We start from the raw sequence: 22229 nt of genomic DNA on the forward strand, positions 1-22229 counted from the left end.
CAGGAGATTGAATATTCTATTTCGGAAACGTTTCCGGAGTTTTTGGAAATAGTGGAATACTGCATATCTTTTTGTGCATACATTTGTTATACCAAGGTTCCTGACAAGTTGTAATACAATAAAAACACCATCTATGAGTATATTAGATATTCTAACAATCGTCCTACTTACTATTGGGGTTCTATGTGCAGGCTTAGCCTTTTCGAAAAGAGGAAAGAACATGACTTCTTTCTTTGCTGCCGGAGGTGCTGTGCCGTGGCAGATGAGCGGTTTATCCTTATTCATGGGCTTTCATTCTGCCGGAACATTTGTGGTTTGGGGATCTGTAGCATACTTGTACGGATGGGTTTCAATAACCATCCAATGGACTATGGCTATTGCAGGCTTGCTGGTAGGCTGCTTGATCGCTCCGAGATGGCACCGGACAGGAGCTCTTACTGTAGCAGAATACATAAATAAACGCTTAGGTGTATTCACTCAGAAAATATATACTTATTTATTTTTATTTATTTCATTATTCCTCACAGCGTCATTTCTTTATCCTGTAGCAAAAATCGTAGAAGTATCCACAGGATTTGACCTAAACTTATGTATTGTACTGCTGGGTATTTTCTGCATCCTGTATGTTTCTGTCGGCGGCTTATGGGCAGTCGTTTCCACCGATATATTGCAATGTATTATTCTCACTGCCGCACTAATCATTGTCATACCTTTATCGATAGAACGGGTTGATGGAATTACCAATTTCATCACTCAGGCTTCTGCATCTTTTTTCGATTTGACCAATGCTGAATATACTCTCACTTTTATTATTGCTTTTGGTATATATAATACGATTTTCCTTGGCGGGAATTGGGCCTATGTACAGCGTTATACATGTGTCAGGTCAGAAGCGGACTCACGAAAGGTAGGCTGGCTCTTTGCCGCTTTGTATGTTGTAAATCCAATATTGTGGATGCTTCCTCCAATGCTATACCATGTATGTAATTCATCTCTGGGTATCCTTGAGTCTGAAGGAGCTTATCTGATGATGTGCATGGAAGTCCTACCTAAAGGCATATTAGGATTAATGATGGGTGGCATGATTTTCGCGACTACAAGTGCCATGAATTCCAAATTGAATATTGCGTCAGGAGTTATAACCAACGATATATTCAAAAGATTACGGCCCGAAAGTTCCGATAAGACATTAATGTTAAGTGCCCGGTTATCGACAATAGCCTTTGGTATTGCCAGTGTTTTTCTGGCACTCATGATCCCGCATATGGGCGGAGTCGTAAATGTAGTGATAAGTCTCGCTGCACTTACGGGTGTTCCCCTTTACCTGCCTGTAGTGTGGACCCTGTTTTCAAAAAGGCAAACATCCTATTCGGTGCTTACTGCTATGTTTCTAAGTCTGTTTATTAATGGATATTTCAAATTCATAAACCCTGTATTATTCAACTTTTCATTGAACAGAACCGAAGAGATGGTCCTGGGTGTAGCTTTCCCGATAATTTGTATGACTGTTTTTGAAATTTACTTTTTAATAAGGGGGCAGATCTCCGGCATGTATATTTCTTACAAGATATGGGAAGATGGCAATCAGGAAAAACGCAACCAAATATCGGATCAGAATATACTCGAAGCCAAAAAGGAAAATAAATATAGTCTGCGGATTATTGGCTATGGTGTAGTATTTATCGGACTTGCAATTTTTGTCTTGGGGCTATTGTCTCCTTTCTATAAAATATTTGTGGCAGGTACGGGTACGGCTTTCATATTATTAGGATTAGCGTTAGTGAAAAGGAATTCATTAAAATCAGTTGTAGAAGGTTGAAAATTATATGATAGAGAAAGAATTCAGTAAAAACGGCAGATTATTTAAGGACGTAATCTTTGACACAGATTTAGTTATAGTTGGAGCCGGTATGTCAGGAATTTGCGCAGCTATAACAGCCGCCCGCGCCGGCATAAAAGTAATACTATTACAGGACCGGCCTGTAGTAGGTGGCAATGCATCAAGTGAAGTCCGGCTTTGGGTTCTGGGAGCTACCTCGCATATGGGTAATAACAATCGTTGGTCGAGGGAAGGAGGAGTAATAGATGAAATATTGGTTGAAAACCTCTACAAAAATAAAGAAGGGAATCCTATTATTTTCGATACAATACTATTAGATAAAATCAAGCAGGAAAAAAATATAACATTACTGCTCAATACAGTGGTATATGATCTGGAAAAATCAGAAGCGAATATAATAAAGAAAATATTTGGATTTAATTCTCAGAATGAGACGAAATATACAATAACAGCTCCATTGTTTTGCGATGCTTCAGGCGATGGAGTGCTGGGCTATATGTCTGGTGCCAGGTATCGTATAGGCGCAGAAGACAGGTTGAAGTATGGAGAACGGTTTGCCCCCGATATTACTAAATATGGAGAACTGCTGGGACATTCTATATATTTTTATAGTAAAGATGCCGGGTCTCCTGTAAAATACATAGCGCCGTCTTATGCCCTGAAAGATATTACGAAGATCCCGCGTTTCGGGAATATAAATACAGGCGAACACGGATGCAAATTCTGGTGGTTGGAGTATGGAGGGAGGAAAGACACGATTCACGATACAGAAGAAATTAAGTGGGAACTATGGAGCATCGTATATGGAGTGTGGAACTATATTAAAAATTCCGGAAATTTTAAGAATGTAGAAAATCTCACATTAGAGTGGGTCGGTGTAATTCCCGGAAAACGAGAGAGTAGAAGATTCGATGGTTTATATACATTGACACAACAAGATATCATTGAACAGCGACACCATAAGGATGCTATAGCTTATGGTGGTTGGGCAATAGACTTACATCCTGCGGATGGAGTCTATAGCGGGGAAAGCGGTTGCACACAATATCATTCCAAAGGTATTTATGAAATGCCATACAGATGCTTTATCAGCAAAGATATAGAAAACCTGTTTTTCGCGGGGCGTATCATTAGTACCTCGCATGTTGCGCACGGGTCATCGCGAGTGATGGCTACTTCTGCATTTGGAGCACAGGCTGTAGGAATGGCCGCTGCTCAATGTATAAAAGAGAGATTATTACCTGCGGATATTCTCCAAGAGCAAAAATTGAAGGTTTTGCAGCAAGCGCTTAATCTGGCTGGTCAGCACATTCCGCGTATTCCAATAGACCGTTCCCGAAACTTAGTGGATTCTGCATATATTGAAGCCTCCAGCAACCTTGTTTTGAGGCAGATCCCTTTTGATGGATCATGGTATCAACTCGATTTCTCCGCAGCGCAAATGTTACCTCTAAATCCGTCTATTAATTATGAGTTTGAAGTGCAATTGGATGTACTACAGCCGACTTCACTCAACGTAGAATTAAGATATGCCGAAAAAGCGGGAAATTACACGCCTGATTGTATTGCCGAAAAATGGGAATATTCGTTACAACCCGGAATACAGCGATTAAAAATTTCTTCTAAAGCATTTCTTCTTACACAACAATATGCATTTATTACGTTTATTAAGAATGAATCTGTAAAAATTAGGACAAGTACGAAGCGTTATACAGGTTTACTCAGTGTCTTTAATAAATTTAATATTGCAGTAAACAATCATGGTAAACAAGAACCTCCTCTAAATTCGGGGATTGACGCTTTTGAATTCTGGTGTCCTGAAAGGCGTCCCGAAGGGCACAATATAGCAATGAATATTCAGCCTGCAATTACCGCTTTCGATCCGGCGAATGTAACAAACGGATTTACTCGTCCGACTATGACATCAAATGCATGGGTTGCAGCCTTAGAAGATGAATATCCTGAATTGAAATTTTGTTGGCCTGCCCAACAAACCGTGAAACGGGTGAGATTATATTTCGATACAGATTTTGATCATCCGATGGAGTCTGTACAAATGGGACATCCCGAAAGCCGAATCCCTTTCTGTATAAGAAATTTTAAATTACTGAATGAGAAAAGGGAACTTATTGCCGAAGTAATTGATAATTATCAGACAATATGCAGTATCAACTTCTCCGAACCAATGAAACTAAATGAGATTGTTTTACAGATGGAAAAAGCAGAAAACAACATTCCTTGTTCTTTGTTTCAGATATATATAGAGAAGGGTATCAGCTAGACCGCATATTATTAGCCGGAAAATACTGACCGTTCTTCATACAAAATACTTATATACAGTGTATAAGTAATTAACCATATCTGATACAAGCTGATTTGTCTTTAATAATTTAGATAATTTTAACAAATATATCTGTTATGATTAGGATCAAAAATTGCATTTAGATTAGACAGCCATGAATGAAAAAGAAAAATTGCTATTGCTTTCACAGGGAAGTAACGAGGCATTTGAACACATGTATTACCTTTATAGTGGAAAGTTATATAACTTTATAATGAAATTGACACAAGGGAATAATCATGTGGCAGAAGAATTGGTACAACGTACTTTTATTAAAATATGGGAGCAGCAAGAAAAAGTGGATCCCGAAAAGTCGTTTTTGTCTTTCTTATGCACCATAGCAAAAAACCTTTTGCTCAACGACTATGAACATGAAGCCGTCCGGTTTATATATGCCGAATATATAAGGAAAAGTGAAAATCTACGCTATGATAATGTTACAGAGAAAGATATTGACCGCAAATTGTTGGAGGACCTGATAGATCAACTCACAGAAGATCTACCACCCAGACGAAAAGAGATTTTTGTTTTGAGCCGCAAGTATGGTTATTCAAATAAATCCATTGCCCGGAAATTACATCTCTCGGAGAGCACAATTGAAACACAGTTAACGAAGTCTCTGGCGTATATGAAAGATAAACTTAAATATTACAGCAGTTATGTTATATTTTTATATATGTTTTTTTATTTTTAGATAGTGGAAAAGAGCACGATAACTGTATATTAAATATAAACAAGGACAATAGTTACATATTATTTATTATAATTGTCTGATACATTTATATTTAATACGATTGATAATAAGGATTGAGATCTTAGAACAGCAAAGAATAATGGCTTATATATGAGACCAGAAGAATGTGTAAAACTTTTTGAACGTTATGTACATGGCAAAGCATCGGATTTGGAAATTGGACAATTGATCGAATGGATAAAAACCAATCCAAAATTTTCCTCTTGGCTGGAGCAACAGATTGAAGATTCGTCTTCCGATATTGACGCTTCACTCCAATATAAGATGTTACGCAATATACGACAGGCAGTTCCGGTGCATAATGAGCTTCCACAATCATTCAATCATAAGAAAAGATGGTGGCTGGCAGCTGCCAGTATAGTCCCTATACTGATTGCTATAGGCTCATATTTTTACTTTTCTTCAGAAAATAAGTCTCCGGACAAACCTTTATCGCCATATACCTTCACTGTCGAACAAGGACAAAAGGCTTCTATAGTTTTACCTGATGGGACGAAAGTTTGGCTCAATTCAAAATCAAAACTAACATGTACTACCGGCTTTAATATAAAGGATAGGGAACTGGATCTGACAGGAGAAGCTTATTTTGAAGTAGCTCATAATAAAGACATGCCTTTTCGGGTGAAATGTAACGGTATGTCAGTCGAAGCATTAGGAACTGCATTTGTAGTGAAAGCCTATGACGAAGATGAAACTGTATCTTCTGTTTTAATAAATGGTAAGATAAAAGTGGGAACTGCAGGAGGGCAAGTTATCTTATCGCCTAGCGAAAGAATAGAGTATCATAAGAACTCTCATAAAAACGAGATAAAATATATCATAAATGCATCAGACTTTACCGGCTGGCGGGATAATGTATTGCGCTTCGAAAATGAATCTTTAAAAGAAATAGCTAAAGATATTGAACGAACATATAATGTCAAGATAATATTTGAGGCAAAAGGTATAGAAGACCAGTATTTTACCGGTACGATTAATAACACTAGCCTCGAAAGCATGTTAAATGTATTGGGATTAGCTTCATCCTTGAAATTCCGGATAGAAGATCAGCAGGTTATACTATTCAAATAACGAAAATTAACACATTAGTCCGGAAGGGCAACCTAAACCAGTTTAGGTTGTCTTTTTTTATCTGAAGATGTTAAAATTGAAAATGCAGTAGTGTTTTTTTAGGTCTGGCCTGTATATCTAGTAAGAAAGTATTTTTAACCTTTTAACTTTAAATTTAATACGTATGAGAATGCAAATCAATGACTCTACGGGAATCAGATGGCGATACCTGATTATATTGCTTATCTTTTTCCCTGCTTTTATGAGCGCGCAAATCAGTCTCGAGGTAAAACAGCAGCCATTAAAAGAGATACTAAAACAGATCGAATCCAAAAGTGAGTACCGCTTTTTCTATAGTGAAAGTCTCAAAGGACTGGATATACGGTGTAGTGTACACGTAGATAATGTGTCTATAGACAAAGTTATGTCGCAGATTCTTTCCCAGACTGATATCGACTATAAGAAAGACAAGGCCAATCTGATTGTTCTCTTCCAAAAGTCAAAGCCGCAGGAAATAATAGAAGAAACACAAGAAAAAAGAATAGGCCGTAAAGTTACAGGTTTGGTAAAAGATGAAGAAGGGCTTCCATTACCGGGGGTGAGTATAACAATAAAAGGAGATAAGCAAGGAGGAGTAATGACCGATGCAGATGGGGCTTTTACATTGCAGGGCATAGATGATAACTCAATCTTGCAGTTCTCATTTATAGGGATGAAGAAACAAGAGATTGCAGTAAGAAGACAAACAACGATAGATGTCATACTCCAGAATGACGCTATTGCCCTTAACGAAGTGGTAGCTGTAGGATATGCTACACAAAAAAGGGTAAACGTAATCGGGTCTATTGCTACAATCAGTTCAAAGTCATTAGACAGCAGGCCGGTAACAAATCTATCGTCAGCTTTGGCCGGATTGGCTACAGGAGTATATGTCCGTAATACATCCGGTAAACCAGGCGCTGATGGAGCTGATATCCTGATCCGGGGAACAGGAACTTTAAACAACACGGCTCCATTAGTTATTGTTGATGGAATTGTAGGATCGACCACAGGTGTAAATCCGAATGATGTAGAAAGTATTTCAGTACTGAAAGATGCAGCCACTGCTGCCATATATGGCTCTTTGGCATCTAATGGGGTAATATTAATTACAACAAAAAATGGTAGCCAAGGAAAAATATCCGTAACCTATTCGGGTAATGTATCTGCTACCAAACCGAACAATTTGCCGGGTTTTGTTTCCGATTATGTAACTCACATGCAACTCGTCAATGAAGGTTATTCAAATATCGGACAAACTCCGGTATATACCGATGCAACCATAGCCCTGTGGAAAAATGCAAATGCAGACCCTAATGGATTGACCGCAGAAGGCATTCCGAATTATGTCGCATATCCGAATACTAATTGGGCAGAAGAGGTATTTAGCAATAAACTTCTTCATAATCATAATTTGTCTTTAAGGGGCGGTAATCAGAATACACAATACCTATTGTCTGCCGGCTATATGAACAATCCGGGAACCATGCCTAATACAGGGGCAGAGCGGTATCAGCTTCGTATAAACCTGCAATCAAAAGTCGCCAGCTTCCTTACTGTTGGAACACAGACTTTTGGGTCTGTACAGAACTCAAGTGTTGTTGATATGAATACTGTATTTCAATATCTGACAGCAACTGTACCCGGAGTCTATCCGAAATATGGAGGTAAATACGGTTTTCCTTCGGCTAAGGAAGAATCTGTAACAGCAAATAACCCTTTGGCTTCATTATATTCGCTGGACGGAGACAATGCTGTCTCTTTATTAAATACAACCGTCTTTGCTAACTTCGATATTGCTAAAGGACTGAGAATGGAAGCTAAAGCACATTACGACAATTCTTTTACGGAAAACAATATTCACCCCGTACCTCAGGAAAGATGGAACTTTGCGGCTAATGCAATCGGCAGTGCGGCTGCAAGCCCCAGCCAGTTGTATACCCAATATTCATTATATAAAAGTTATAATGTGATCTTGGATAATGTATTAAAATACAATACAACCATTGCCGGGAAACATGACATTGGAGGTTTAGCCGGATATAATCAACAGTATTTTAAATTATATAACTTCTTGGCAAGAAAAACAGGGTTGTTAGACTCTTCATTAACTACGTTGAATACCGCGAATACATTAACAACTATTTCCGGTGATGCTTATGACTATGCATTAAGGTCATTTTTTGGGCGGTTAAACTATGTATATAATCAACGGTATCTATTCGAAGCAGTCCTCCGTTATGATGGTTCTTCAAGATTTTCAAAAACCAGCCGATGGGGATTTTTCCCTGCCTTTTCCGGAGGGTGGAGAATCTCGGAAGAATCCTTCATGCAGGGTTTCAATAAATATATAGATAATCTGAAATTACGTGCGTCATGGGGTAAAACCGGGAATAATGCATCCGGGAATTATGATTACCAGGCTACTTACAATACAACGCAATATTCCTTTAATGGTAGTCCGGTCAGCGGACTTATTCAAAAAAAGAGCGCGAACCCAAATCTGAAGTGGGAAACGACGACAACAACAAACTTAGGCTTAAGTGGTACCCTTTTAAATGGGGCATTAAACTTCGAATTCGATGCTTACCGGGGCTTTACCGAAGGAATCTTATTTATTCCGACTATACCGATTACAGCAGGAACAGCAACAGCAGCTACCCAAAATATTGCACAAGTATCCAAAAAAGGGATTGAATTCACCCTTGGATATAATGGGCACTTCAATGATTTCAGATATAGTATATCCGGAAACATCGCTTATAACACGAATAAAGTGAAAAAATATAAGGGTCAGCTACAAGAAAGATATATAACTGATGCAAGTGGCAATCAGGTATATACTTCAAATTTAGGTTCCGTTTCGACAGGTACGACACAACGTATACTGGAAGGTCATAGCATCAACGAATACTATCTCTACCCAATATATAAAGGTAATGGAAGCTATACTAACAACGACGGCTCGGTGAATGTTAACGGAGGGCCTAAAGATGGTATGATCAGAACCGAACAAGATATGAAATGGCTACAGATGATGCAGAATGCTGGATATATTTTCCAACCTTCGGGAGATATAAGTAAATCAAAAATATGGTATGGTGACTTAATTTATGCTGATACTAATGGTGATGGTATTTATGGAAATACTTACGATCAGAAGTTTACAGGAAAAAAAGCAACTCCATCTATTAACTATGGATTCAATATGAATTTTTCATATAAAGGCTTTGATATGTCCATGATATGGGCCGGCAGTGCAGGTATGTCGTATTACTGGAATGAATTGTATATGAATCAGTCAATCGTTGGATTGGGAAAAGCCGTGCCGACTTTGGTTGCGAATGATCATTATTATTATAATGAAGCAAACGCATCAGATCCGGCAAATAATATTAATGCCCGTTATCCCAGATTAAAGACCACCGATCCTCAAAATACGAGAGCTAGCGATTTTTATTTATATAATGCATCTTATTTAAAACTAAAGAGCTTGCAATTGGGATACACTATTCCCGAACGATTGACTAAAAAAGCATTAATGAGTAATGTTCGGATCTTCATCGGAGGTGAAAACCTATTAACTATAACAGACTATCCAGGTATTGATCCCGAAGTTGGAGCAAGTATCAGTTATCCGACAATGAGGCAATATACACTGGGATTAAACATTACTTTCTAAAAAAATAAGGACATGAAACAAATATTTATATTTTTAAGTTCAATAATTTTGATGACAGGGTGTACCAGCGATTTACTCGATACATCACCTTATTCGGCTATATCATCCGAAACCATGTGGACAACCGATAATCTGACCGATCTTGGTATTTCCGGGGTTTATGCCGCATTGAGACTTGGTAATGGTAGCAGTAGCACTACTTCTCCATACGAACTGTACGAAACCGACAGGTTCGGATTTACCGGACAGTGCCGATTTGACGAACCATTGCTAAGAGGAACTATAACTCCCAGCGATGCGTTATTTTCCAGCATGTGGCAGAATTTTTACGAAGGAGTTCAACGTGCTAATGATGGGATTAAAAATATCCCTCTAAAATCACCATCTATTGAAACAAAGAAAGCAAGGTATGTTGCCGAATGTAAGTTTTTCAGAGCATATTTCTATTACCGGTTAAATCAATTATACAAGGGCGTACCAATTTATCTGGAGCCGTTTGTCGCTGATGAAGCTACAAAGGCCAGGTCTTCGGAAGACGAAGTCTGGAATCAGGTTGTAGCAGACCTGACCGACTGCATAAGTGAAGTAAATCTGCCGGATAAATATGCAGCCGGATCAGCTGACTATGGGCATATTACAAAAGGTGCGGCTTATGCATTACGGGGAAAAGTATATATGTATCAGCAAAAATGGGATCTTGCTGCAAAAGACTTTGGTAAAGTAAAGGATTGTGGATATTCTCTTTTCTCAGACTATAAAACGCTTTTTACAGCTGCAAATGAACAATGTGCTGAGATGATATTTACAATTCAAAATATAGGTCAGCAAAATTACGGGGGATCAGTTCAGCTGTATTATGGTAGCCGTTCAGCCTTTACCTCCGATTGGAATTATTACATGCCAACCCCTGACCTGGTCGATCTGTATGAAAATAAGGATGGCTCTAAATTCAACTGGGGTAATATTATTCCCGAATATTCAAGTTTAACTGTTGCCGAAAGGGAGGTCTTTTTCCTTAGAGATAATCTGACTGCTGCTGAACAAAGTGCTGCGGCATTAAGAGGAGCTAAAATGAGTTTATATTTACCAACAGGTAATGAGGCACGGATATTAAAAGCTTATGAAAACAGAGATCCGCGTTTGGCTGCAACCGTAATAACCCCTTACTCTACATTTGTAGGAGCATACAATAATACCGCAACAGTAGCTATTGCGACTATGAGATGGCCATATAGGGCTCAGGCATTAATTAATGGAGACTTACAAACCGATACTCAAAACTATTTTTACTATCTGTATCGCAAATTTGTGATCGAAGGTGTAACAGGTATCATAAGCCGGGATTACGGTCCGATAGATATGCCTGTAATCCGTTATGCGGATGTACTGCTTTTGTGGGGCGAAGCATTGAATGAACAAGGTCTATTGACCGAAGCCATAGACAAAGTAAATGAAGTCCGCCAAAGAGCTGGTGTTGCGCTCTTAAACTCTAATATAGCAACTACAGTAAGCGGACAAGCCGATTTGAGGGTACGTATTCAAAACGAACGAAGTATCGAATTTGCAGGTGAAGGTATCAATTATTTCGACCAGCTACGCTGGAAAATATGGAAAGAACGCACATTCTATGAGGGAAATGGGAGTAAACAAGTGTGGGGAGGTATAGTTAGCCCTTATTCATTCAAGGGAGATTATATTTATTCGTGGCCAGTACCGGCTTCGGAGGTCCAAATAAATCCCAATTTGAAACAGAATGACGGATGGATTAACTAGTTATTATCCATTTAAATCATTTACTTATGAGATTTATTTTAATCGCTATTTCTTTTCTCTTTGCCGGACAGCCTGTCGTAGCCAATCCTATAAAAGAGTTCTACATCTCCTCTAATGGGGGTAAACCCGGGAATACAGGGACTATACAAAAGCCATTCATATCTTTGAGTGAAGCGAAGAAGGCAGTGCGTGCATACAAAGAGAAGGGTAAGGCTGGGAAAATAATAGTATGGATAAGAGGAGGTACTTATGAACTGACTGAAAGTTTTGAACTGACAAAAGAAGATTCAGGCTCTGAAACTTGTAATATCTCCTATAAATCCTATGCGAAAGAAAGGGTAATAATAACGGGAGGTCGAAAGATCTCCCCTAAAGTGATAAAACCTGTCACTGATTATTCTCAAAAAGAAAGGTTTATCGATCAAACTGCCCTTAGCAAGATAAGAGTGATCGATCTCAAGGCTTTAGGCCTTTGTGATTATGGACAGACTCGAATAACAGGGTTTCGCAGATCGTATGTCAATCCTGCAATGGAGTTGTTTATCAATGGTCACCCTTTTCATCTGGCACGATATCCAAATAAAACCATGATACGGATAAAGCCTGAAGATGTGATAGATGCAGGCATGATTGATAAGGATTTTTATCCAGGGACAATTCGTTTTGATAAAGACAGGACTGTTCTTTGGAGTAAGGCCTCTGATATTTTTACCTGTGGCAATTATAAATATGCCTGGGCCACCGACCAACTCAGGGTAGAGGATATTGACTCTGATACAGGAGAAGTAAAATTTGCGGATGCTCATATGTTTGGTATTTCGGGAGAGAATGAGTGGAATCAATATTACTATTTCAACCTCATGGAAGAGCTGGATGATCCGGGGGAATACTATATCGAGCATGAAAAAGGGCTGTTGTTTTTTTACCCTTTTACGGAGGTGAAATCTACTGATACAATAATAGTCTCTCTGTTGGAAGATCCTTTGATTACCTTGAAGGATGCCAGTTATATTGAATTTAAAGATATTTCTTTTGAAGCAGGACGCGGTATAGGGATATATATGGAAAATACCGAGTCGAATAAAATTGAGAACTGTACTATCAGGAATATGGGGATTGTGGCCGTTTCTATCGGAAAAGGAAGTAAACCTGCAACAATCTATTGCCATCCGGATGAAGCAACCCCGTTCTTACCCAAGGAGAAGCTTTCGGGAGGTCTTGGCAGCCTCTATGATTATTTATATGAGAACACTACTTTCGACCGGGATGGAGGAAAGAATAATGGTATAATAAATTGTCTGATCGAAAATACAGGTTGTGGAGGTGTTAGTATAGGGGGTGGTAATCGCTTGGCATTGGAAAAAGCTGGAAATTATGTTTATAATTGTGAATTTACGAATTGCGGGCGTTTGGATTATTCTTATAAATCCCCTGTCAATATGGACGGAGTCGGAAACAAAATTCAACACTGCCAGTTCAATACCTGTCAGGCAACAGCTATATACATTCATGGAAATGACCATATAATAGAGTATAATGTCATAGATGGAGCCTGTAAATTTATGGACGACCAGGGAGCTGTCTATTTAGGGCGTGACCCATCGGAATTAGGAACCATTATTCGCTACAATTTCTTAAAGAATATAGGAAATATAGGAATTACCATGGGCGTATACTTCGATGACGGTGCTTGTGGAACACAGTTATACGGTAATGTATTTTATAAAGCCGGCACACGAAACGTTCTTATAGGGGGAGGTCAATATAATAAAGTTGAGAACAATATTTTTATTGATTCTGAAATGGCAATACATCTGGACAATAGGCTCGAAAGCTGGGCTAAAAACTGCCTGTTGCCTAATGGTATATTCGAAATAAGGCTGAATGCCGTGAATTATCAAAAAGAACCTTTTGCCAAAGCATATCCTGAGATGATACATTATTTCGAAGACAGCCCTGCCACTCCAAAGCATAATGCCATTCAAAATAATGTTTTTGTACGGATGAAGCTGATTCATAGTGGAGAAAAAGAATGGGGGCCTGTCCTAGATCAAAATTTGATTACAGATCAGAATATTGGTTTCGCCAGCGAGGAAAATTTAGATTTTTCACTAAAGAGCAATTCTGTTGTTTTTAAAAAACTTCCGGAGTTTAAGGCGATTCCATTTAATAAGATAGGTCGCATAAAGAAAAAATAAAATATTATTATACCCATCTGTTCAGAGGGTATTTAAAAACTGATTATTACATGAAGCATTTATCACTTATTGTATTAATAATTGTTAGTTTATTGGTTTTTAGCTGCAAAAAGAAATCTACCGGTGGTGAACCTATCCCTTTCAATCAGAAAGTAGAATTGTCATTATCCGACACAACCTGGAGATCATTGACTTTGCGGCAAAAGATTGGGCAATTGATGTTGATGCTTCCCGATCGGCAAAAAGAGCTGGAACTCGGAAATGGTTCATTAGCTGCCTATTTTGAAAGGTATCCTGTATCCGGATTTTTCATGGGTTGGAAGTTATGGGATGGCGTACAACGCGATCAATATCTGGATCATATAAAAAAAGCATGTGGCGAATATCAACAGGCCAGTAAATTGCCTCTGATTTTTCAGGAAGATTATGAAAGCGGCGTAACATTACCTGGAATGACATCTTTCCCGAACGAAATGGCTCTTGGCGCTGCAAACTCAACCGAATTGGCTTATCAGTACGGAAAAACAGTTGCACAGGAAAGTAAGTCAGTCGGAATAAAATGGGTATTACATCCTGTTGCCGACCTTAATATAAATCCTTTTAATCCGGTTACAAATACCCGAAGCATTTCTGACGATCCGGATAAGGCGATCCGCTTGTTGAGCCAGCAAATCAAAGGATTGCAAGACAATGGGGTAGCTGCAACAATCAAACATTTTCCGGGCGACGGAGTCGATTATCGTGATCAGCATTTACTGACTACGTGCAATTCGTTACCATATGATGTATGGAAAGAGCATCATGGAAAAGTTTTTAAAGCGCTGATAGATGGGGGAGTCAAATCTATAATGCCCGGGCATATCACATTGCCCGGATATCAGAAAGAAAAGAAAAACGGGCATTATTTGCCTGCAACTTTATCGAAAGAATTGCTGACCGGTTTACTAAAAAATGAAATGGGATTTAAGGGTGTAGTAGTCTCTGATGCAATGGTAATGGGTGGTTTCCGCGGGTGGTATGACAATCTTCTCGAGGGAGAGGTACAGAGTTTTCTGGCAGGTGTCGATGTACTATTATGGCCATCTTATGAATTTATGGATACGCTCGAAGCCCGCATTCTGAGAAAAGAAATACCCGAAGAAAGACTAAATGACGCAGTTAGCAGAGTATGGAACTTCAAAAAAGGGTTAGGCTTGCTGGAGAAAGATATAAAACTAATACAGCCAATGACACCTGAAGAAAAGACATTAGCTCGATCTGTTTCTGATAAAATTTGTGAACGGGCAATTACTTTGATCCGTGACAAAAACAATGTACTTCCTTTGGACAAATCGAAAGATAAAAAAATCCTGGTTGTAGGAGTTACACCTATTAGCCGGAAAGGAGGGGACTCATCACTTACAAGAATGAGATCATTTAGTGATTCACTTCGTCAGAAAGGATTTGAAGTTGATTTCCAACATAATATTCTATATGAGACACAGGATTGGACAGAATCGGTAACCACCCGCTACGATCGCATACTGTTCCTGATAGATCGCCATATGCATGCGCCATTCGGCCCGCTGGAGTTTTGGGATGATGAAGCTCAAACCGTCTGGGGAATTAACGCGATGCCCAAAGACAAACTTATTGTCATATCATTGGGAAGTCCTTACTCTATTAATGAATATTTTGAACGGGTCAATACCTGTATCAATGCATATTCAAATACGACGGTAATGCATACAGCCTTGATAAAGGCCCTGACCGGAGAGATTGAAATGAAAGGGATCTCCCCTGTTAATCTGGATATACAAAGTAAATTTAAGTTATACTGATTTATTAAAGAAGTTTGGTTAGGATGAAGAGAGTAATAAACTATTTCGTTGCTGGTATTATTTTAGCCGGATTGTCTGTTACGGTATATGCACAGACAGCAGACAGTCCGGATTTTGTATCCAGGGAATTACAGATCAGGGGAGGATTGCCAAATTTCATGTCAAAAGCCAATAAGAGTAATTCCCTCAGAATTGCATATTTGGGAGGAAGTATTACAGAACAAAATGGTTGGAGGATTTATTCGCTTGAATGGTTTAAACAACTTTTTTCAAAAACAGAATTCATTGAGATCAATGCAGCCATAGGAGGGACAGGTTCTGATCTTGGGGCCTACCGTTTAGAAGATCAGGTCTTAAAGTTCAGTCCTGATCTGGTTTTTGTAGAATTCTGCGTAAATGATAACGGAGTTTCTCCAGGAAGGATAATTCGTTCAATGGAAGGGATAGTCAGGCAGATATGGAAGAAAGATCCAACAACGGACATATGCTTTATATATACTATTATGGAAGATTATTTGGCTAAGGAAATAGCTGGAAATTTACCAGAATCGGTTGAACTAATGGAGCAAATAGCCGACAGATATGCGATACCTTCTGTTAATTACGGAAACGAGGTATGCTATCAGATCCATAACAAGCGCCTTGTTTTTAAGGGAAAGTCCAAAGAAATAGCTGGAATTAAAGTATTTAGTCCTGATGGCGTACATCCATATCCGGAAACGGGACAAATGATTTATCACGAGGTATTAACACGCTCATTAAAAAAAATGATACAGAGTTCGGCACAACAGAGCCGGCCGCATATGTTACCTTTCCCAATCGATCCGGAATGCTTTGTCAACACCCGGATGGTAGATATCTCTCAGTTACATTTAGGGGAAGGGTGGGAGGTACTGCCTGTAAAAGATAATCCACTTTTCTCAGAATTTACAAAACACTTAGAGAAAATAGGGAAGGCTACTCTCGGTTCCAAATTAAATTTTCGGTTCAAAGGCACATCATTTGGCGTATTTGATGTTATCGGCCCCGGATCCGGCAAGGTCGAGGTGATGATAGACGGAACTGTTGTTGACACGATAATGCGTTTTGATGCATATTGTACCTATTGGCGCAAACATTATTTCATTATCGACCAATTAGAAGATACTACGCACGATATCACTATACGGGTATTGCCCGGTTCGTTTGATAAAAGCCTGATTCTATCAAGGCTCAATCGTAGCATGAAAGATCCTGATGAATATAAAGAATATAACTGGTATGCAGGTAAAATTCTGATTGATGGTATCTGTCTATCCATACGGGAATGAGCAGTATATAATCATTTGCATTTATTGAAATATTTATATTAATTGATTTGGGAAAGTTAACGAAAGGTGTAAAGCTCAAATCTGATTTATAAACTTTTACTTATGAAAAAAACATTTTTTATTTCTTTGATTTTATCGTTTAGTTTACATTGCGGATATGCTCAGGTATATAAGCCAACCTGGGAATCGATCGATAGCAGACCTGTTCCTGAATGGTTTTCGGATGCTAAATTTGGAATTTTTATTCATTGGGGATTATATTCAGTTCCGGCATGGGCGCCAACAAAAGGTCCTGTATATGAAAAATACTCGGAATGGTATTGGGCCCGGCAAAATCCTAAGGACAAACCTTTCCCCGCGTTTACGGAGTTTCACAATTCTGTATATGGAGCTAAAACAAGTTATACCGACTTTGTGAGTGACTTTAAAGCGGAGATGTTCGATCCGGCCAAGTGGGCTGAAATTTTTAAGCAATCGGGAGCAAAATATATTGTCCTAACATCCAAGCATCATGATGGTTTCACCTTATGGCCATCCGAACAGGCCTGGAATTGGAATTCTGTAGAAGCAGGTCCTCATCGCGACTTAGCAGGAGATCTTACTCAAGCCGTGAAACAGGCAGGTTTGCATATGGGATTTTACTACTCACTATACGAATGGTACAATCCCCTCTATAAAAAAGATCTGCCGAAATATGTTTCAGATCACATGATCCCTCAAATGAAAGATTTGGTAGACCGCTATCGTCCTGAAATATTGTGGACAGACGGAGAATGGGAACAAACAAGTGATCAGTGGAAGAGTCCTGATTTTTTAGCCTGGTTATACAATGAATCTCCTGTGAAAGAAACAGTGGTAGTAAACGATAGATGGGGAAAGGAAACACGAGGTAAACACGGCGGATTCTACACCACAGAGTATGATCTGGTTGGAGATCTGGCTGCTGATCGCGTAAAATTCGGGCATCCTTGGGAAGAGTGCCGGGGTATCGGAGGCTCTTTCGGTTATAATCGTAACGAAAATCTGGAAGATTATGAGTCATCCGAATCATTGATCCGTATTCTGATCGATAAAGTCTCTATGGGAGGTAACCTGTTACTCAATATAGGGCCAACAGCAGATGGACGAATCCCTGTTATTATGCAGCAGCGATTGAAGGATATAGGCGATTGGCTTTCCATAAATGGAGAGGCTATCTATGGTACCCGTGCATGGAAAAATACAATTAAAGAAAAAAAAGGGGAAAATATCTTTTTTACCGCCAAAGGAGATGATCTGTATGTTATTGCTACCCAATGGCAGAATCAGCCGATCAAGGTGCAGGGCGTAACCAAAGCAAATACAGTTTCGATGTTAGGATTCAAAGGAAAAATCAATTATAAGGTTTCAGAAAATACGATCACAATTAATTTCCCGCAAGTTTCTCCTTCTCATAGCCTCAGTAAATATGCCTGGGTATTGAAGATAGCGGGCGGAGCCAAATAAATTATAATTTATAGATAAAGGATAAATGAAATATTATATAAAACCAAAAATATGAGAACGAATCATATTCTCTTTATTCTGTTGGTGCTACTAATATCGGTTGCGTGCAGGGATAATAGTATTATATCCGTTAAAAGCCCTGGAGAAAAAGTAGTAGCAACGGTCGATCTTTCCGGCAATCGGGTGAAGTTATCCGTATCTAAAAACGGGAATACAGTGCTGACGGATTGTTCGTTAGGGTTGCTTATCGATAGTGTCGATATTGGGACAGAGGCTTCCCTTGCTGATAAAGTAAGAGAAAAAACTATCAATGAAGAATATCCGCTGCATGGAAATCATAGCAAGGCGGTCAATCACTGTAAAGAAATATCAATCCCACTGAAATATCAAAAACTGAATTATCAATTGCTTATAAGAGCGTATGATGATGGTATAGCTGTAAGATATATTATACCCAATGCAAAAGGCAAAATAATAAACAGTGATAATACAACTTTTTATTTACCGGATTCAGTTCAATGTTTCTGGGCAGATTATGCAGATAGTAACGAAGAATTGCATAAAGAATCTAAATTTGGAGACATTCCGGATAATCATGCGATTGCGGCCCCAGTCACTGTATATACCGGTGTGAACTACCTTGCTTTCAGTGAAGCGGAAGGTCTCGATTTTCCGGACATGAGCTGGATAAAACGAAATGGACGGATCAAAGCGAATTTCACAACCAATCCGGATGGATGGGAAAGCCGGAAAGATACCATTATATCACCTTGGAGATCGGTTATTTTAGCTGACGACCTCACTCAGTTAGCCAATAGCGACCTAATTACTAACTTATGCAAGCCTCCTCTTTCCGGCACTGATTTTAGTTGGGCTAACCCGGGGCGTGTATTGTGGCAATGGTGGAGTGTAGGAGCTCCTCAATTCGCAGATCAGAAACAATGGTATGATGCCGCTGCCCGGCTCACATGGGAATACTATCTGGTCGATGATGGCTGGCGGGATTGGAAACAGCCGGGTAAAGATCAGTGGCAATGCCTGAAAGAGGTTATTAGCTATGGCGACTCAGTTGGAGTAAAAAGCATAGTATGGGTCAACTCTGAAGAGATGCGGGACAGAGAGGGTATTCGAAAATATCTGACTAAAGTAAAAGAGGTTGGAGCAAAAGGTATTAAGATAGATTTTATTCCTTCCGGAACACCGGAAATCATGCAATGGTACGAAGCTGCACGTGAGGAAACCTATAAACTGCAGTTAATGTGTGTATTCCATGGTTGTGTAAAACCCTCCGGATTACAAAGGACGTGGCCTCACGAAATGACGCGCGAAGCTGTACGTGGTAATGAATATCAGATTACCCGCTACGACAGGTTGATGCCCCAGGATCAGGATGTAATTATTCCGTTTACCAGATTTCTTATAGGCCCTGCCGATTATACGCCTGTTATATTTGACAGGAGAGAACTCAGAGGATACACATGGGCACACGAATTGGCTCAGGTTATAGTTTATTACTCTCCATTAACACACTTTGCGGATAACTACCGGAATTATTTGGGTAATCCGGCAGAAGACATGCTGAGGGATATACCTGTAGTATGGGATGAAACAATTGTTTTGCCGTGTTCAGATATTGGTAAGGTTGTTGCTTTTGCCAAAAGAAAGGGTACTGAGTGGTGGATTGGTGTAATGAATGGTAAAGAAACGTCGGATATTTCATTTTCACTCGACTTCTTAGCGGGTGATGCTACTGCATTTATCCTTTCAGATAATAAGAACGATACTCCTGATTCCTTTATTTACGAAGAAAAGGAAGTCAGTAAAGGAGACTTTGTCTCCATGCAGTTGCAGCCTGGTGGCGGATATGTGATGAGACTGAAAAATTAGTAATAGCGATGAAGAAAATATTATTGTCAATACTTATCTTATGCTCCGCTGTATGTATGGCACATCAAAGTTCAATGCATCCGGATGCCCAGATTCGTTATGTAAAATCGCAGATAAAGCAGAAAGCAGGACCCTGTTTTGATACATATCTGCAATTGATACATACAGTAGATTCTCTTTTGGGAGTATCGCATCGTGCTGTTGAAGATTTTTCTGTTCCGGGTTTTTATTTCAATGCTCAGGGGCACAGGGCCAGTTCTATGGCATTATCCGGTGATGCTTTTGCAGCGTATGCCTGTGCCCTGTCATATCGCCTGTCGGGCAATCGTAAGTATGGCGAAAAGGCATGCTACTTTCTGAATGCCTGGGCTTCAGTTAACAAGAAATATTCCGAATACGATGGGGAATTAGTAATGGCCTATAACGGATCGGCACTATTAATTGCTGCCGAGCTGATGCATGATTCAGGTATCTGGAAGAAAAAAGAAAAAGAACAGTTTGAGAATTGGGTAGTAAATGTTTATCGGAAGGCTACGGATGCAATCCGCACCAAACCAAATAACTGGGCTGACTGGGGGCGTTTTGGTTCTCTGCTATCGGCCTCATTCCTCAGGGACAAGAATGAAGTACAGACCAATATACAGCTGATAAGATCGGATATTGATCATAAAATCGCAACTGACGGTAGTATGACAGAAGAGGTAAAGCGGGAAAAAAACGGGATATGGTATACCTACTTTTCATTGGCCCCTATCACTGCTTCGTGTTGGGTTGTTTACAATCTTACAGGAGATAACCTGTTTGTGGATAAAGAAGGGCGATTGATAAAAAAAGCTTTGGATTACCTGCTATACTATACAGAACAACCTGACGAATGGCCTTGGTTTTCCAATCCCAGAAATGGAGAGGGAGAACATTGGCCCGAAAATCTGATGCAGGCAATGAGTGGAATATATAATGATAAAAACTATTTGGAATTTGCTTTATCGAGAAGGCCAACAATACATGCCTATCATCATCATGCATGGACTTTTACAGGCTTAATGCCTCTCAGGCCGGAATTTGTTTCACCAAAACCAATATTCAAGCATAAGTAATATAAGTATGAAGCAATATCCAATTTTAATCTTTTTGGTATGGCTATTGGCCGTTAATACTGCTAGTACGCAAGAGTTTACCCAACTCTGGCCGGCCGGTCATATGCCTAATAGCAGAGGTGTGGCTGTAAAAGACAAGATGAATGACGAGCTGATTTATCAGGTGTCGGTTCCCGGTGTTTACGTATTCAGGCCGTCAAATGCCGAAAATAAAGGTGCTGCCGTATTAATACTGCCTTCGGGCGGATATTCTGTTCTTTCGTATGCTACCGGCTTTCAGCTGGCCAAATGGTTCAATAGTATAGGTATTACTGCCTATGTTCTGAAATACAGGCTGCCACATTCACCGGATGTAATTGAGTCTTATAAAGCTCCATTGCAGGATGCACAAAGAGCGATGAGATTGATACGTTCTAAAGCCAAGGAATGGAGGTATGATGAGTCAAAAGTTGGTGTGATGGGAGCTTCTGCCGGAGGACATATTGCAGCTTGTCTCTCGACCATAAGCAAATATTGGTATAATCCGGTCGATACTATCGATAATAAAAGCTTTACACCGGCCTTTGCTATTTTAGTTTCTCCTGTTATTTCCATGTTGGAAGCCACACATGTTCCCAGTCGTAACACGCTCCTGGGGAAGGAGGCCCCTCAAAAAATTGCAGAAGAGCTCTCATGCCAATTACATGTCAATCCCCAAACTCCATCATCCTTTATCATACATGCAGAAAATGACGAAACGGTATCGCCAATAAACAGTATGCTATATTACACCAGTCTGATGAAACAGAATATCAAAGGCTCTACCTTACATGTATTCCCTGAAGGAGGCCATAGTATACGGGTCAGGAAAAATCCGGGTACTACCCGGCTCTGGCCCGAATTGGCAGAAAATTGGTTGATCGAAATAGGAATAATTAATCCATAAGGTAATTATTCAATATGCAGGACTATAT

General features: G+C 39.4%; 13 protein-coding genes. All 13 read left to right on the top strand.

Translation table 11 applies throughout. The features are described 5' to 3' along the window. Positions 1-133 precede the first annotated feature (133 nt). The 13 genes from ACYQ3L_RS03050 to ACYQ3L_RS03110 all read left to right on the top strand — a co-directional run bounded on the left by ACYQ3L_RS03050 (position 134) and on the right by ACYQ3L_RS03110 (position 22201). Positions 134-1819 carry a sodium:solute symporter family protein gene (locus tag ACYQ3L_RS03050; RefSeq protein ID WP_380001844.1) on the top strand — a complete coding sequence of 562 codons (1686 nt, stop codon included), beginning with the start codon at positions 134-136 and terminating at the stop codon, positions 1817-1819. A gap of 7 nt (positions 1820-1826) precedes the next feature. After that, the gene (locus ACYQ3L_RS03055; protein WP_380001842.1) at positions 1827-4121 is read left to right on the top strand and encodes an FAD-dependent oxidoreductase; all 2295 of its coding nucleotides are present in this window, start codon (positions 1827-1829) and stop codon (positions 4119-4121) included. Positions 4122-4296: 175 nt separating this feature from the next. Continuing rightward, complete coding sequence (locus ACYQ3L_RS03060; RefSeq protein ID WP_380001840.1) at positions 4297-4875, top strand: RNA polymerase sigma-70 factor; 579 nt, start codon at positions 4297-4299, stop codon at positions 4873-4875. Between the two features lie 150 nt (positions 4876-5025). Beyond that, positions 5026-6006 carry a FecR family protein gene (locus ACYQ3L_RS03065; protein ID WP_380001837.1) on the top strand — a complete coding sequence of 327 codons (981 nt, stop codon included), beginning with the start codon at positions 5026-5028 and terminating at the stop codon, positions 6004-6006. A 163-nt stretch (positions 6007-6169) separates the two neighbouring features. Further along, on the top strand, positions 6170-9706 hold the full coding sequence (locus ACYQ3L_RS03070) for a SusC/RagA family TonB-linked outer membrane protein (RefSeq protein ID WP_380001835.1): 3537 nt from the start codon (positions 6170-6172) through the stop codon (positions 9704-9706). A gap of 12 nt (positions 9707-9718) precedes the next feature. After that, positions 9719-11479, top strand: coding sequence for a RagB/SusD family nutrient uptake outer membrane protein (locus ACYQ3L_RS03075; protein WP_380001833.1), 1761 nt, complete (start codon positions 9719-9721; stop codon positions 11477-11479). 26 nt (positions 11480-11505) lie between these two features. Next, positions 11506-13677 (top strand): right-handed parallel beta-helix repeat-containing protein, encoded by a 2172-nt coding sequence (locus ACYQ3L_RS03080; protein WP_380001831.1) that lies wholly within the window; start codon positions 11506-11508, stop codon positions 13675-13677. A gap of 50 nt (positions 13678-13727) precedes the next feature. Next, on the top strand, positions 13728-15497 hold the full coding sequence (locus tag ACYQ3L_RS03085; RefSeq protein ID WP_380001829.1) for a glycoside hydrolase family 3 protein: 1770 nt from the start codon (positions 13728-13730) through the stop codon (positions 15495-15497). Positions 15498-15520: 23 nt separating this feature from the next. Then, the gene (locus ACYQ3L_RS03090; protein ID WP_380001827.1) at positions 15521-16807 is read left to right on the top strand and encodes an SGNH/GDSL hydrolase family protein; all 1287 of its coding nucleotides are present in this window, start codon (positions 15521-15523) and stop codon (positions 16805-16807) included. A 102-nt stretch (positions 16808-16909) separates the two neighbouring features. Beyond that, positions 16910-18292, top strand: a complete 1383-nt coding sequence (locus ACYQ3L_RS03095) for an alpha-L-fucosidase (RefSeq protein WP_380001825.1) — start codon at positions 16910-16912, stop codon at positions 18290-18292. Between the two features lie 51 nt (positions 18293-18343). Continuing rightward, the gene (locus tag ACYQ3L_RS03100) at positions 18344-20179 is read left to right on the top strand and encodes a glycoside hydrolase family 97 protein (protein ID WP_380001823.1); all 1836 of its coding nucleotides are present in this window, start codon (positions 18344-18346) and stop codon (positions 20177-20179) included. Between the two features lie 8 nt (positions 20180-20187). Beyond that, positions 20188-21276, top strand: a complete 1089-nt coding sequence (locus tag ACYQ3L_RS03105; protein ID WP_380001821.1) for an alginate lyase family protein — start codon at positions 20188-20190, stop codon at positions 21274-21276. Positions 21277-21283: 7 nt separating this feature from the next. After that, positions 21284-22201, top strand: a complete 918-nt coding sequence (locus ACYQ3L_RS03110) for an alpha/beta hydrolase (RefSeq protein WP_380001819.1) — start codon at positions 21284-21286, stop codon at positions 22199-22201. Positions 22202-22229 lie beyond the last annotated feature (28 nt).

Source organism: Dysgonomonas termitidis, from assembly GCF_054657735.1.

Coding starts and splice junctions, on each gene's coding strand:
- ACYQ3L_RS03050 (WP_380001844.1), top strand. CDS start 134: ATGAGTATATTAGATATTCTAACAATCGTCCTACTTACTATTGGGGTT.
- ACYQ3L_RS03055 (WP_380001842.1), top strand. CDS start 1,827: ATGATAGAGAAAGAATTCAGTAAAAACGGCAGATTATTTAAGGACGTA.
- ACYQ3L_RS03060 (WP_380001840.1), top strand. CDS start 4,297: ATGAATGAAAAAGAAAAATTGCTATTGCTTTCACAGGGAAGTAACGAG.
- ACYQ3L_RS03065 (WP_380001837.1), top strand. CDS start 5,026: ATGAGACCAGAAGAATGTGTAAAACTTTTTGAACGTTATGTACATGGC.
- ACYQ3L_RS03070 (WP_380001835.1), top strand. CDS start 6,170: ATGAGAATGCAAATCAATGACTCTACGGGAATCAGATGGCGATACCTG.
- ACYQ3L_RS03075 (WP_380001833.1), top strand. CDS start 9,719: ATGAAACAAATATTTATATTTTTAAGTTCAATAATTTTGATGACAGGG.
- ACYQ3L_RS03080 (WP_380001831.1), top strand. CDS start 11,506: ATGAGATTTATTTTAATCGCTATTTCTTTTCTCTTTGCCGGACAGCCT.
- ACYQ3L_RS03085 (WP_380001829.1), top strand. CDS start 13,728: ATGAAGCATTTATCACTTATTGTATTAATAATTGTTAGTTTATTGGTT.
- ACYQ3L_RS03090 (WP_380001827.1), top strand. CDS start 15,521: ATGAAGAGAGTAATAAACTATTTCGTTGCTGGTATTATTTTAGCCGGA.
- ACYQ3L_RS03095 (WP_380001825.1), top strand. CDS start 16,910: ATGAAAAAAACATTTTTTATTTCTTTGATTTTATCGTTTAGTTTACAT.
- ACYQ3L_RS03100 (WP_380001823.1), top strand. CDS start 18,344: ATGAGAACGAATCATATTCTCTTTATTCTGTTGGTGCTACTAATATCG.
- ACYQ3L_RS03105 (WP_380001821.1), top strand. CDS start 20,188: ATGAAGAAAATATTATTGTCAATACTTATCTTATGCTCCGCTGTATGT.
- ACYQ3L_RS03110 (WP_380001819.1), top strand. CDS start 21,284: ATGAAGCAATATCCAATTTTAATCTTTTTGGTATGGCTATTGGCCGTT.